This window comes from Mycolicibacter sp. MU0102, from assembly GCF_963378105.1.
Classification (GTDB): domain Bacteria; phylum Actinomycetota; class Actinomycetes; order Mycobacteriales; family Mycobacteriaceae; genus Mycobacterium; species Mycobacterium holstebronense.
Map to the genome: position 1 here is coordinate 3,833,221 of NZ_OY726398.1, position 13,083 is coordinate 3,846,303.

Below are 13,083 nucleotides of genomic sequence, written 5' to 3' on the forward strand. Positions count from 1 at the left end.
CGAGCGGCAGGCCGCACACCGAAATCGGTTGAAAGGAGCGAGAACATGAAGGTTTCCGTTGACGGACAGCGATGCCAGGGCCACACGCTGTGCGCGATGATCGCGCCCGATTCCTTCGTGCTCAACGACATTGACGGCACCTCTTCGCCGGTATCCGAAGTGGTTCCAGCCGATCAGCAGGACGCCGTGCGCGAGGCCGCACACTCCTGCCCCGAACAAGCCATTCTCATCGAGGAATGAAATTAGGGAGGATTCCTTGAGCGTCAACGATTCCCTGGCCGCGACCGGCCAAGACGATGCAGCCGACGAGCGGAAGAAGAACACCTTCTACTTCGACCGGCACACCCCGGAGTACCGCGATCAGTTCGAAGAGATCACCAACGAGATGCAGGCCAAGTGCCCGATGGCGTGGAGTCCCACCTACAACGGGCACTGGGTGGCGGCCGACAGCAAGCACGTCTTCGAACTGGCCCGCTGTCCCGTCGTCTCCAACCATCACGACATCAGCGGCGAAACACCCTTCCAAGGCATCACGATCCCCAAGGCCAGCCGCGCGACCGTCGTGCGCGGCGGCATCCTGGAGATGGATGAGCCCGAGCACAGCGCCTACCGCGGCGCGCTGAATCCGTACCTGTCCCCCGCCGCGATCAAGCGGTGGGTGCCATTCGTCGACGAGATCACCCGCGCCGCACTCGATGAGCACATCGAGTCGGGCCAAATCGACTTTGTCGAGCATCTGGCCAACGTGGTTCCCGCGGTGTTCACCCTCGCGATGATGGGCATCGAGCTCAAGAAGTGGAACGTCTACAGCGAGCCCACCCACGCCTCGGTGTACACCCCGGAGCACTCGCCCGATCGCGAGAAGATCAACGAGCAGCATCGCGAAATGGGTATCGACATCATCAACAACATGATGGAGATCCGGGACAACCCGCGTCCCGGCCTGGTCAACGCGCTGATGCAATTCCGCATCGACGGTGAGCCCGCTCCCGATATCGAGATCCTGGGCAACCTGGGCTTGGTCATCGGTGGCGGCTTCGACACCACCACGGCGCTGACCGCACACGCGCTGGAATGGCTCGGCCAGAACCCGTCCGAGCGCACCCGGCTCAGCCAGGAGCGCGCAACGCTGCTGGATCCGGCGACCGAGGAGTTCCTGCGGTTCTTCACCCCCGCGCCGGGCGACGGCCGGACGTTCGCCGAGGACGTCGAGGTCGAGGGGCAGCAGTTCAAGCAGTACGAGAGGCTGTGGCTGTCGTGGGCGATGGCCAACCGCGACCCGGCGGTCTTCGAGGATCCGAACCGGATCATCATGGATCGTAAAGGCAACCGGCACTTCAGTTTCGGCCTGGGAGTGCACCGCTGCATCGGGTCCAACGTGGCGCGCACGGTTTTCAAGTCGATGCTGACCGCGGTGCTCGACCGGATGCCCGACTATCAGTGCGACTCCGAGGGGGCGGTGCACTACGACACCATCGGTGTCATCCAGGGCATGCGGAACCTGCCGGCGACCTTCACCCCGGGTAAGCGGCTCGGGCCGGGGTTGGACGAGACCCTGGAGAAGCTGCAGCGGATCTGCGACGAGCAGGGGTGCGCGCGTCCGATCACCGAACTCAAAGAACAGGTCGTCATCGACTGACGCTCGCGCCCTTGCGTGATCAGACGCTCGCGCGGCTGGCTGGCGAGTCAGCCGCGGGGCAAGCCCAGCCCCTGCTGAGCGATGATGTTGCGGTGAATCTCCGAAGTGCCCCCGGCGATGGTTCCGGAGAAGCTGCGGGCATGGCGCTCGAACCAGCTGGCGAAATAGCTGTCGAGGTTCATCGGCGCATACTGTCCCGAATTCGCTGGGTGCACAAGGCCGTCCACCCCGGCGGCATCCAGCGCGTGACCGGAGGCGAACATCTCGGCCTCGGAGCCGAGCAACTTGAGCACCGACAGTGCGGCCACGTCCTCCTCGCCGCGCGCCGCGCGCGCCAGCGCTGCCGACCCCAGCAGGCGCAGCGCCTGGTAGTCCATGACCGCCGTGGCAAACCGGTCACGTTCGAGTGCGCCCTCGGGATGGAAGTCGGCGATGATGTTGTCCAGCCGGTCGGCGAAACCCAGCCACATCATGGTGCGTTCGTGGCCCAGGGATCCGTTGGCCACCCGCCAGCCACCGTGCAGCGGACCGACCAGGTTCTCCGCCGGCACCCGCACATCGGTGAAGAAGACCTCGTTGAAGTCTTGGTCGTCGATCCCGCAGATGGTGGGGAACGGACGGCGCACCACTCCCGGGGTGTCGGTCGGGATGACCAGCACACTGATGCCCTTGTGTTTGGGCGCATCGGGATCGGTGCGAACGAAGGTCAGCAGCACGTCGGCGTCATGCGCCCCCGAGGTCCACACCTTCTGGCCGTTGACGATGAAGGCATCCCCTTCTAAGCCGTCTCGTACCGCCCTGGTCCGCAATGAGGCCAGGTCCGATCCCGCGCTCGGCTCGCTCATGCCCAGCGAGGCGGTGATCTCAGCGCGCAGAATCGGCACCGCCCAGCGTTGCTTCTGCTCAGCACTGCCGAACGAAAGCAGAGATGCCGCAATGATATTCACACCCTGCGGATTAAAGCTGTGATAAATGCGTCGCCGGCACAGCTCCTCTAGGTGCACGAACTGTTGCAGCAGGGTGGCGTTGCGGCCACCGAACTCCGGCGGATTGCCGGGCAAGAACCAGCCGTTGTCGAACAGCAGTCGCTGCCAACGGCGCGCCCACTGCGGCATGTGCGACACCGAACGTGGCCGCTCCATGGTGTCGGCCTCGGGGGGCAGGTTGGCGTCGAGGAATGCCGCGAACTCGGCGCGGAATTCCTCGACCTCGGGATCAAATGCGAGCTGCAAGGTATTCCTCGGCGATCGCGGCCCGGTGCTGCGCGGCACCACCTAACATCAGCTCGCCTGCTTTGGCTCGCTTGAGCGCGAACTGCAGGTCGTTCTCCCAGGTGAATCCCATCGCACCGAACAGTTGCAGCCCGTGCCGGAAGACCACCGACTGGCATTCCCCGGCGGCAGCCTTGGCCATGGCGGAGGCCATCCGCCGCCGCGGGTCATCGACGGCGATCGTCAGCGCGGCGAAATAGGCCAGCGCCCGGGCGCGTTCGATCGCCACATGCATGTCGGCGGCCTTGTGCTGGACGGCCTGGAAGGAGCCGATCGGCACCCCGAACTGTTGCCGGCTGCGGACATGCTCCAACGCCAGGTCGAGAATGCGTTGGCAGGCGCCGACCGTCGTCATCGCCATTCCGCTGAGCGCGACGTGGCGGGCCCGTTCGACATCGACGCGGACCCGGGCGCTGTCGGGCACCTCGACTCCGGCGAAGGACACGTCGCTCACATGTAGCGTCGGATCGAAGACGGCCGACTTGCGCGTCGTCACCGCACCGGCGTCGACCAAGAACACGCCCGCCGCGGTGACCACCGCCAGCCGATCGGCGCGATCGCCGTCCAGGACGTGCAGGGCGGTTCCCGCCAGCACCCAGCCCCCGGCGTTGCGGTGCGCGGTCACCCCGCTGAAGACCGCTGCGCCAGTGGAACCGTCCGGGTTGTGGTGTTCACCGGCCAGCGGCGCGAACTGGGTCATGGTTGCCAGGAACGGCGTGGGATCAGTCGCGCGGCCCAGTTCTTCGAGGACGATCGCCAGCTCTACCGCGGTTTCCGGCTCATGCAACTCGGTCCAGCCCAGGTCGACATAGACCTTCCAGAGAGAGTCGACCAGGGGCTCGGCCTCCCCCACTGCTCCTTCTACGACACTGCGCACCAGCGAGGGCGAACACTGTTTACCCACTACATCGCGAACCGTGCCCTGCCACAGTCGCTGATCTTCGTCGAACTCCAAGAGCATTGCAGCCACCTCTCCCAAGCGCCGATCGAGAATAACATTCTCGCTAACGGATGTAACGATCTCGCCTTGAGATGCCTTGTCATCACCGCACAACGCGGTAGCGATCGCCCCAACGCCCCGCCACCCGCGGGCGGCGATCACACGCCAGAATGAGAACCTTGTTCTTGCGTGCAAAGAATACAGCTATACAATGGTCCCCACCGGGGGTCGGGCGGCACGGTGACTGCACCACAGTGCCCGGCGGGCGTTACGACGAAGGGCGGCGTTGATGATCGAGCACCCGGACGGCACGCGCACGCCCGTCATCGACGCCAGCGTGCACGTCTTTGCGGCATCCAACTCCGACCTACGCAGCTTCATGCGGGAACCGTTCAAGAGCCGGGGCTTCCCCGACTACGAGATGGACTGGTACGGCGCGCCGGGCGGCGAGTACGCGCCCGGCACCGACGGCCCGCAGCGCCAGTACCCGGGGTCGGACCCCGAGGTGGTCGCCCAACACCTGTTCACCGAACGCGGAGTCGACGTAGCCGTGTTGCACCCGATGACCCGCGGCGTCATGCCGGACCGGCATCTGGGATCAGCGATCGCCGCGGCGCACAACGAGATCCTGGTGTCACGCTGGCTGGACCACCCTGAGCACGGCGAGCGCTTCCGGGGCACCATCCGAGTCAATCCGGACGATATCGCCGGCGCGCTGCGCGAGATCGAGCGATGGAAGAGCCACCCCCGCGTCGTGCAGATCGGCGTACCACTGCAATCCCGGGAGCTCTTCGGCAAACCGCAGTTCTGGCCGCTGTGGGAAGCAGCCATCGACGCCGGCCTCCCGGTCGTGGCGCACATCGAGGTGGGTTCAGGCATCTCCGCCTCGCCAACACCGTCCGGCGTTCCCCGCACCTACGAGCAGTACGTCAGCTTCATGGCATGCAATTACCTGTACCACCTGATGAACATGATCGCCGAGGGCGTTTTCGAGCGGATGCCGGCGTTGAAGTTCGTCTGGGCCGACGGCGCCGCGGATCTGCTGACGCCGCTTATCTGGCGGATGGACACCTTCGGGCGACCACACCTAGAGCAGACGCCGTGGGCGCCGAAGATGCCGAGTGACTACCTGCCCGGCCACGTCTACTTCGTGCAGGGCGCCATGGATGGCCCCGGGGACACCGATTTCGCCGGTGAATGGTTCGGCTTCACCGGCAAAGACGACATGGTGATGTACGGGTCCAGCTATCCGCACTGGCAGCGCAACGAACTGACCGTTCCGCGCGCGTTCAGCGCCGAACAACGCGACAAGCTGTGCTGGCGCAACGCCGCTGGCCTCTACGGCATAGAAGTCCCTGCCGTACCGGCCGTCGCGGGCGCACACTAGAGAGCAGTAGGGACCGAGGGAGTTCACGATGACCGTGACAGCTACCGAGCGCAAGCCCGCCGCCGAACGAATCGCCGTGCGATGCGTGGATTCGGACGTTCATCCCGTGCCCCGGCGCGGCGATCTGGTGCAGTATCTGCCCGAACCCTGGCGCAGCAAATACTTTCTGCCCCGCCGGGTCGGCGAACAGATCTACTACGACGCCCCCGACTACGCACACGCCTATGCCATGCGCGTTGACGCGTTCCCGGCCGACGGCGAATTCCCGGGAAGCGACCCGGAGTTGGCGTTCAAACAGCTGATCATGGAAGCGGGCGCCGACTACGCGATACTCGAGCCCGCCGCCTACCCGGCCCGCTTTCCCGAAGCACAGCAGGCGATGTCGTCCGCGCTCAACGACTGGCAGGCCAACCACTGGCTCGACGCCAAGAACAATTGGCATGAGCGCTGGCGCGGCTCGATCTGCGCCGCGATCGAGGACCCGGCCGGCGCGGTCGCCGAGATCGAGAAGTGGGCCGGCCACCCCTACATGGCGCAGATCCTGATCAAAGCGGAACCCCGGCCCGCGTGGGGCGACCCCAAGTACGACCCGATCTGGGCGGCGGCCACCAAGCACGACATCACCGTGAGCTGCCATCTGTCCCGCAGCCATCACGAAGAACTGCCGATGCCGCCGGTGGGAATGCCCAGCTACAACCACGACTTCATGGTCACCTACTCGCTGCTGGCGGCGAACCAGGTGATGAGCCTGGTGTTCGACGGGGTCTTCGACCGGCACCCGAACCTGCGCATCGTGCTCGTTGAACACGCCTTCACCTGGATCCTGCCGCTGATGTGGCGGATGGACGCCATCTATGCGGCCCGCAAGTCATGGGTGGACATCAAGCGCAAGCCGAGTGAGTACGTCAAGGACCACATCAAATTCACCACGCAGCCATTGGACTACCCCGAGGACAAGACCGAACTCGCGCGGGCCCTGGAATGGATGGAGTGCGAGAAGATCCTGCTCTATTCCTCGGACTACCCGCACTGGACCTTCGACGACCCGCGCTGGCTGGTCAAACACCTACCCAAGGCGGCCAGGGAAGCGGTGATGTTCAAAAACGGATTGCAGACCTACCACCTGCCCGACACGGTCCCGGCCCTCGAGGGACAGGTGCGGGTGTTCTAGATGAGTCACGACGAGCAGCGGCCCCGGCTGGCCCAGGGCCGCGAGCACATTGTTGCCACGATCGATGAAATCCCTTCCGGCACGCACAAGCTCGTGCCAATCGGGCATCACGGAGTCGGCGTGTACAACATCAATGGAACGTTCTATGCGATCGCGAACTTCTGCCCGCATCAGGGGGGTCCGCTGTGCTCTGGCCGACTGCGCGGGCGCACCGTCGTCGACGAGGAGAGCCCGGGCGACGCCGCCATGGTCCGTGACCTCGAATACATCCACTGCCCCTGGCATCAGTGGGGTTTCGAACTCGCCACCGGTACGACCGCAGTCAAACCGGAGTGGAGCATCCGCACCTACCCGGTGCGGGTAGTCGGCAACGACGTCCTCGTCCAGGCCTAACACACAGGAGTTTTCGGTGGCCTCTATCGAAGTCAACGCCGGCAACGTTGTCTACGAAATCCTCGGCACCGCCGGTGATCTGATCGTCTTGACACCCGGTGGCCGGTTCTCCAAGGAGATCCCCGGGCTACGCCCGCTCGCCGAAGCACTCGTCGAGGGCGGCTACCGGGTGCTGCTGTGGGACCGTCCTAACTGCGGCGCGTCCGACGTGCAGTTCTACGGCCAGTCCGAATCGCACATGCGCGCCGAGACGCTGCATGGACTGCTCACCGCCTTGGAGACCGGGCCGGTCATCCTGGCCGGCGGCTCAGGCGGCGCGCGAGACTCGATCCTGACCACCATGCTTTATCCGGAGTTGGTCACCAAGCTGGCGCTGTGGAACATCGTGGGTGGCATCTACGGCACCTTCGTACTGGGGTCCTACTACGTGGTGCCCAGCATCCTGGCCGCGCGCGGCGGCGGGCCGGCGGCCCTGCTGGGCGTCCGCGAGTGGCAGGAGCGGATCGAGGAGAATCCGAACAACAAGCAACGACTGCTGGACCTGGACGGGGACGCGTTCCTCAAGGTGATGCTGCGCTGGCTCAACGCATTCGTCTCCAAACCGGGCCAGACGATTCCCGGCGTGGACGACGAGATGTTCGACCGAATCAGGGTTCCCACGCTGATCATCCGCGGCGGCGAGAACGACTGGGATCACCCCAAGCGCACCTCACTGGAGGTCAACTGCCTGATCAAGGGATCCGAGCTGATCGACCCACCGTGGCCCGAAGATGCCTGGGAGCGGGCCGCTGAAGATCGGGCATCAGGAAAAGTCAGTCACTTCAACATGTTCGACACCTGGGTGCAGGCCGCCCCGGCGATCCTGGAATTCCTGGGCCGCTGATGATCTCAGCGGGTGTGAATGTAGACCTCGCAGTTCAGCGACGCCTCCAGCGCGGTGTGGATCCGACTCTCGCCGACTCGCTGCAGATCCGGATCCGCCAACGTCACGTGCACGACGTCCAGACCATCGGGCCCCGATACGCGGGCTATCTCACCGGACAGTCCCAGCCCGGCCAGCACCCCGTGCACGTCGTCGTCGGTGCCTCTGCTCAGGTAGGTCACCACGCCCGGCGCCGGCATCGTGTCGAAGGCCTTGGCGCACAGCTGCATACCGATATCGATGACGTCCCGTTCGGCTCCGGTGATCAGCAACCGGACGTGGCGTCGGCCCACCGGCATGGCGGCAATGTCGGCATCGACCACGTCGACACCGGCTTGGCCGGCCAGGTCTCGCAGCGTTGCCATTCCCGCCGTCAGATGCTCGGGCATCAGTTTCCCGGCCGGGTCGACGTCGAGTCGTACCACCGCTGTTCTCACGTCCGCGAGCCTAGCCAAAAGAGGTGTCAATGACGACCAACAGCACGGTGACCCCGGACGCCAAAACGATCACCGTGGCCGCCTGGCCGAGCTGCCCGCCGCGGCTGCTTCGCATGCAATCCAGCGCCGAAGACGCAGCGGAATACCTGGCCGGCGGCGGCTATCAACCGTTGCCGGACCCGGACCAGTTTCTCGCCGAGGTGGAAAGCAGCGGATTGCTCGGCCGCGGCGGCGCGGCGTTCCCGCTCGGAGTCAAGCTGCGTTCGGTGCGCGACGGGGGCCGCCGCGGGCGCGACACCGTGGTGGTGGCCAATGGCGAAGAGGGCGAACCAGCTTCGGTCAAGGACCGGTGGCTGCTGCGCAACCGCCCGCATCTGGTGCTGGACGGATTGCGGCTGGCCGCCGCGACGGTGGCGGCAAGTCGCGCCTACGTCTACGTCTCCGATGCATGGGCAGCCCGTAGCATCGAGAACGCACTGACCGAAATCGGCCCGGAAGTCCTTGGCGGACTGTCGATCAGGGTTTTCGTTGTCGAGGCGGGCTACGTGGCCGGCGAGGAGACTGCGGCGGTGCGGGCCATCAACGGCGGCCCGGCCAAACCGACGGACAAACCACCCCGCCCCTACCAGCAGGGAATCGGTGCGCTCCCGACCCTGGTCTCCAATGTCGAGACGCTGGCGAATCTGCCTTATCTGCAACGGCATGGCGCAGACACATTTCGCGCGGACGGGACTGCGTTGTCGCCGGGTACCTTCTTGGCCACGGTCAGCGGCGGCGGGCGACCTCCCGTGCTCTACGAGCTACCGCATGGCGTGACGATCGCCGAGCTGCTCAGCACGCACGGGATTGCGGCCGAGCAGGTCCGTGGCGTCCTGATGGGTGGCTACTTCGCCGGCCTGCTCAACCGCGAAGCGCTGGCGGCCACCCTCGACCACGAGTCGCTGCGCGCAAGCGGCAGCGGCCTGGGCTGCGGGGCGATCTCCGTTCTCACCGACGACTGCCCTGTCGCTGTGGCGGCAGCGGTGTTGGCCTATTTCGGCAGGGAGAACGCCGGGCAGTGTGGGTCGTGCTTCAACGGCACCGTGGCTATGGCCGCAGTCGCCGAAGCCCTGCGGGATGGCGTCGCGACCGCCGAAGACGTGCAGCGGCTGCAACGGTGGGCCGGTGTGCTGCCCGGGCGAGGCGCCTGCGGCACACTGGACGGCGCCACCAATGTTGCTGCCAGCCTGCTGACCCGGTTTCCGGACTTGGTAACGCGCCACCTCGACGGCGCCTGCGACGCCTGCCGTGGCGGTGCCTTCCACGCGATGCGTCCCTACGAGGTCGAGGAGGCGACGGCATGAAGATCCGCCTGGATCGCACGCTGTGCGACGGGTTCGGCTACTGCGCCAAACACGCGCCCAAACATTTTTCGCTGGACGACTGGGGATATGCCTCCCTGACCGGCGACGGGTCGGTTGAGCAGGCCGACGAGCACGACGTCATGCGCGCTCTGCTGGATTGTCCGGTGCACGCCATCATCGAAATCACCGAGGAGGACGACCTGTGAGCGCACCTGGGCGCCCGCTTCCCGCGGTCACCCCCGAGAACGAATTCTTTTGGACCGCTGGCGCTGACGGCGTGCTCCGGCTGCAGAAATGTCTCGACTGCGCCGCACTGATCCATCCGCCACAACCGGTGTGCCGGTATTGCCGCAGCATGAACATGGGTGTACGAGACGTGTCTGGGCGGGCCACGCTGGCGGGGTTCACCATCAACCACCGATTCAGCTTTCCCGGTCTGCCGGCGCCCTATGTGGTGGCCCAAGTAGCGATCAACGAAGACCCACGAGTTCGACTGACCACCAACATCATCGACTGCGACCCCGATCAACTCGAGCTGGGCCAGCAAGTAGAGGTGGCGTTCGAGAACATCGAGGACGTCTGGCTACCGCTGTTTCGACTAGCACCGGCCGGTGCGGAAGACTCAGCGTCCAAGCCGCTTCCCGACGACGAGATAGCGCCCGAGGACTACGCACAGTATGTGCGCCCGATGGTGACCGCCGAGAAGTTCGAGGACAAGGTGGCGCTCACCGGGGTCGGGGCTTCACGGATGGGCCGTCGGCTCATGGCTGCGCCACTGGCTCTGACCGTGGAGGCATGCCAGGCGGCTGTCGCCGACGCAGGGTTGACCTTCGAGGACATCGACGGACTCTCAACGTATCCGAGCTTAGACGTCGCGGGCATGGGTGAAGGCGGGGTCTCGGCGCTGGAGGGCGCGATGGGGTTCCGCCCGACCTGGATCAACGGCGGCATGGACACCTTCGGTCCGGGCGGCTCTGTCATCGCCGCGATGATGGCCGTGGCCACCGGGCTGGCCCGCCACGTGTTGTGTTTCCGAACCGTGTGGGAATCGACATTCAGCGAGCTGTTGAAGGTCGGCAAAGCCTCACCACCCGGCGGACGGCGCACGAACAGCTGGCAGATTCCGTTCGGCGCCACCTCGGCGGCACACACACTGGCACTCAATGCGCAGCGGCATTTCCACCGCTATGGCACCACCCGCGAGACACTCGGCTGGATCGCGTTGAACCAGCGGGCCAATGCCGCACTCAACCCGACCGCGATCTACCGCGACCCGATGAGCATGGACGACTACCTGTCCGCGCGGATGATCACGACCCCGTTCGGCCTCTACGACTGCGACGTCCCGTGCGATGGCGCGGTCGCGGTGATCGTGTCGGCCCTCGACGCGGCACGCGATCTGGCCAAGCCGCCGATCCGGGTCGAGGCGGTCGGCACCCAGATCATCGAGCGAACCGACTGGGACCAGAGCACGCTGACCCACGAGCCGCAGGTCCTCGGCCAGTCCGCGCACCTGTGGTCGCGGACGTCGTTACGGCCGGCGGATGTCGACGTTGCCGAACTCTACGACGGGTTCACCTTCAACTGCCTGTCTTGGATTGAGGCACTGGGCTTTTGCGGCATCGGCGAAGCTAAGAGCTTTTTGGACGGCGGGGTCAACATCGCGCGCGACGGGGTGCTGCCGCTGAACACCCACGGTGGTCAGCTCTCGCACGGCCGCACGCATGGCATGGGACTGATCCACGAGGCCGTCACCCAGCTGCGCGGTGAGGCCGGTGAACGCCAGGTTCCCGGCGCCAGGGTCGCGGTGGCGAGCAGCGGCGGACTGACACCGAGTGGGGTCATATTGCTGCGGACCGACTCGTGAGCGCCACGGTGCGCCCGCGGATGGTCAGCGCCGACGGGGTGCCGATGTCGGCACTGGTCGCCGAGGTCCCCAACCCGCATGCGGTGATCGTCGCGCTGCACGGCGGCGGCACCACGTCGATCTATTTCGACTGCCCCGGACAGCCAACGCTGTCACTGCTGAGAACCGGTGCGGCGCAGGGCTACACGGTGATTGCATTGGATCGTCCGGGCTACGGCAGTTCGGCCCTGTATCCGGAGGCGATGACCGAGCCCGAACAACGCGTCCGGCTGGCCTACCTAGCCGTCGACCGGATCCTCGGCGACCGGGCGCGCGGCGCGGGGCTGTTCGTGCTGGGCCACTCCAACGGCTGTGAGCTGGCGGTGCGGATGGCCGCGGCCGATCGCGGCGTGGACCTGCTCGGTCTGGAACTGGCCGGCACCGGGCTGCGCTACCAGGACGCAGCGCGCGCCGCATTGAGCTCGGCCGGACCCGGCCAGCGACCAACCGGCCTGCGCGAACTGCTCTGGGAGCCCGCCTCGCTGTATCCGGAAGCGGTGCTGCGCGGTATCACCAACGCGTCCTCGGGCGCACCGTATGAAGCCGACATGGTGGCCAGTTGGCCGCGGCGGGACTTTCCGTCACTGGCCGCACAGGTTCGGGTGCCGACGCGCTTCACCTTCGCCGAGCACGAGAAGGTCTGGGAGTCCGGTCCGGACGCGCAGCGCGAGATCCGCGACATCTTCACCACCACAGACAGTTTCACGAGCAACCACCAGCCCGAGGCGGGCCACAATCTCAGCCTCGGCTTCAGCGCAGCGGAATATCACCGCTCGGTGCTGTCATTCGTCAACGATTGCGCGACCGCTGTCGTCGCGCGGGACTCGGAGGTCAGCTGATGCGCGTCGGATTCATCGGGTTGGGCAGCCAGGGCGCGCCGATGGCGCGGCGCATCGTCGAGAGCGGCTATGCCACGACGTTGTGGGCGCGACGGGACGGCACACTGGAGCCCTTCTCCGACACCGAGGCACGCATCGCCGACTCCCCCGCGAAGCTGGCCGGCCAGAGCGACTTGGTCTGCCTGTGCGTGGTTGGTGACTCCGACGTCGAGGAAGTGGTTCGGGGCGACAACGGTGTGCTGGCCGGCCTGCAGCCCGGCGGGATCATCGCGATTCACAGCACGGTCCATCCCGACACCTGTCGCCGGTTGGCGCAGCACTGTGCCGAACAGCAGGTCTCGGTGATCGATGCTCCGGTGAGCGGGGGCGGCCCGGCCGCCGCGGCCGGCACGTTGCTGGTGATGGCCGGAGGCGAAGCCGACGTCGTGGAGCGCTGCCGACCGGTCTTTCAGACTTACGCCGACCCGGTGGTGTATCTGGGCGAGCTCGGCTCCGGCCAGGTGACCAAGTTGCTCAACAATCTGTTGTTCACCGCCAACCTCGGGACTGCTGCCACCGCGCTGGCGCTGGGCAAGCAATTGGGCGTCGCCACCGACCGGCTCGCCGAGGTGGTGTCACGGGGCAGCGCGAACAGCTTCGCGCTGAACAGCATCCGGGGTTCCGGCGGCACCCTGGACCGGTTGGCCGGGCTGGCGGGATCCCTGCTGCAGAAGGATGTCCGATTGGTGTCCGACTTGGCGGAGCGAGCCGGGGCGGATCCCGGCGCCGTGCTCGATGCCGCCGATGCGGCGCTGTCCCTGATGGATCACCCCCGGTGACGCCGGTCTGCGGTGAC

The 13,083-nt window shown here is 66.2% G+C and carries 13 protein-coding genes and 1 pseudogene; 11 read left to right on the forward strand and 3 right to left on the reverse strand.

Features of this window, described 5'->3' with window-relative positions; all coding sequences use genetic code 11:
* Positions 1–45: 45 nt before the first annotated feature.
* The gene (locus tag RCP37_RS18110; RefSeq protein ID WP_024440885.1) at positions 46–240 is read left to right on the forward strand and encodes a ferredoxin; all 195 of its coding nucleotides are present in this window, start codon (positions 46–48) and stop codon (positions 238–240) included.
* A gap of 16 nt (positions 241–256) precedes the next feature.
* Positions 257–1,639, forward strand: a complete 1,383-nt coding sequence (locus RCP37_RS18115; RefSeq protein WP_308484370.1) for a cytochrome P450 — start codon at positions 257–259, stop codon at positions 1,637–1,639.
* Positions 1,640–1,686: 47 nt separating this feature from the next.
* On the opposite strand, the gene RCP37_RS18120 is transcribed toward RCP37_RS18115, so the two are convergent.
* Positions 1,687–2,871 carry an acyl-CoA dehydrogenase family protein gene (locus tag RCP37_RS18120; protein ID WP_308484371.1) on the reverse strand — a complete coding sequence of 395 codons (1,185 nt, stop codon included), beginning with the start codon at positions 2,869–2,871 and terminating at the stop codon, positions 1,687–1,689.
* The gene (locus RCP37_RS18125; RefSeq protein WP_308484372.1) at positions 2,855–3,871 is read right to left on the reverse strand and encodes an acyl-CoA dehydrogenase family protein; all 1,017 of its coding nucleotides are present in this window, start codon (positions 3,869–3,871) and stop codon (positions 2,855–2,857) included. Before RCP37_RS18125 ends, RCP37_RS18120 begins: the two co-directional genes overlap by 17 nt.
* 268 nt (positions 3,872–4,139) lie before the next feature.
* Here RCP37_RS18125 and RCP37_RS18130 point away from each other — a divergent pair, with 268 nt between their 5' ends.
* The 4 genes from RCP37_RS18130 to RCP37_RS18145 are packed head-to-tail and all read left to right on the forward strand — an operon-like array spanning position 4,140 to position 7,684.
* Positions 4,140–5,237, forward strand: coding sequence for an amidohydrolase family protein (locus tag RCP37_RS18130; RefSeq protein ID WP_308484373.1), 1,098 nt, complete (start codon positions 4,140–4,142; stop codon positions 5,235–5,237).
* Positions 5,238–5,265: 28 nt separating this feature from the next.
* Positions 5,266–6,408, forward strand: coding sequence for an amidohydrolase family protein (locus RCP37_RS18135; protein ID WP_308484374.1), 1,143 nt, complete (start codon positions 5,266–5,268; stop codon positions 6,406–6,408).
* Entirely contained in the window at positions 6,409–6,801 is a 393-nt protein-coding gene (locus RCP37_RS18140) for a Rieske (2Fe-2S) protein (protein WP_308484375.1), read from the forward strand.
* Between the two features lie 16 nt (positions 6,802–6,817).
* Positions 6,818–7,684 carry an alpha/beta fold hydrolase gene (locus RCP37_RS18145; protein ID WP_308484376.1) on the forward strand — a complete coding sequence of 289 codons (867 nt, stop codon included), beginning with the start codon at positions 6,818–6,820 and terminating at the stop codon, positions 7,682–7,684.
* A gap of 5 nt (positions 7,685–7,689) precedes the next feature.
* Here RCP37_RS18145 and RCP37_RS18150 read toward each other — a convergent pair whose 3' ends face one another.
* Entirely contained in the window at positions 7,690–8,160 is a 471-nt protein-coding gene (locus tag RCP37_RS18150) for a hypothetical protein (protein ID WP_308484377.1), read from the reverse strand.
* Positions 8,161–8,189: 29 nt separating this feature from the next.
* Between RCP37_RS18150 and RCP37_RS18155 the strand changes: the two genes are divergently transcribed.
* The 5 genes and pseudogenes from RCP37_RS18155 (at position 8,190) to RCP37_RS18175 (ending at position 13,066) form a co-directional block, all read left to right on the forward strand.
* Positions 8,190–9,503 carry an NADH-ubiquinone oxidoreductase-F iron-sulfur binding region domain-containing protein gene (locus tag RCP37_RS18155; protein WP_308484378.1) on the forward strand — a complete coding sequence of 438 codons (1,314 nt, stop codon included), beginning with the start codon at positions 8,190–8,192 and terminating at the stop codon, positions 9,501–9,503.
* Positions 9,500–9,694: pseudogene (locus RCP37_RS18160) on the forward strand (ferredoxin); the annotation flags it as partial. The gene RCP37_RS18155 and the pseudogene RCP37_RS18160, both read left to right, overlap by 4 nt.
* An 11-nt stretch (positions 9,695–9,705) precedes the next feature.
* Positions 9,706–11,370, forward strand: a complete 1,665-nt coding sequence (locus tag RCP37_RS18165; RefSeq protein WP_308484379.1) for a thiolase C-terminal domain-containing protein — start codon at positions 9,706–9,708, stop codon at positions 11,368–11,370.
* Positions 11,371–11,390: 20 nt separating this feature from the next.
* Positions 11,391–12,248: an alpha/beta hydrolase gene (locus RCP37_RS18170; protein ID WP_308487141.1), complete on the forward strand. Its 858-nt coding sequence runs from the start codon at positions 11,391–11,393 to the stop codon at positions 12,246–12,248.
* Positions 12,248–13,066 (forward strand): NAD(P)-dependent oxidoreductase, encoded by an 819-nt coding sequence (locus tag RCP37_RS18175; RefSeq protein ID WP_308484380.1) that lies wholly within the window; start codon positions 12,248–12,250, stop codon positions 13,064–13,066. Before RCP37_RS18170 ends, RCP37_RS18175 begins: the two co-directional genes overlap by 1 nt.
* Positions 13,067–13,083 lie beyond the last annotated feature (17 nt).

Bases quoted from the DNA above. Each gene is read 5' to 3' on its own strand.
- RCP37_RS18110 (WP_024440885.1), top strand. From the start codon at position 46: ATGAAGGTTTCCGTTGACGGACAGCGATGCCAGGGCCACACGCTGTGC.
- RCP37_RS18125 (WP_308484372.1), bottom strand. From the start codon at position 3,871: ATGCTCTTGGAGTTCGACGAAGATCAGCGACTGTGGCAGGGCACGGTT.
- RCP37_RS18130 (WP_308484373.1), top strand. From the start codon at position 4,140: ATGATCGAGCACCCGGACGGCACGCGCACGCCCGTCATCGACGCCAGC.
- RCP37_RS18135 (WP_308484374.1), top strand. From the start codon at position 5,266: ATGACCGTGACAGCTACCGAGCGCAAGCCCGCCGCCGAACGAATCGCC.
- RCP37_RS18140 (WP_308484375.1), top strand. From the start codon at position 6,409: ATGAGTCACGACGAGCAGCGGCCCCGGCTGGCCCAGGGCCGCGAGCAC.
- RCP37_RS18155 (WP_308484378.1), top strand. From the start codon at position 8,190: ATGACGACCAACAGCACGGTGACCCCGGACGCCAAAACGATCACCGTG.
- RCP37_RS18170 (WP_308487141.1), top strand. From the start codon at position 11,391: ATGGTCAGCGCCGACGGGGTGCCGATGTCGGCACTGGTCGCCGAGGTC.
- RCP37_RS18175 (WP_308484380.1), top strand. From the start codon at position 12,248: ATGCGCGTCGGATTCATCGGGTTGGGCAGCCAGGGCGCGCCGATGGCG.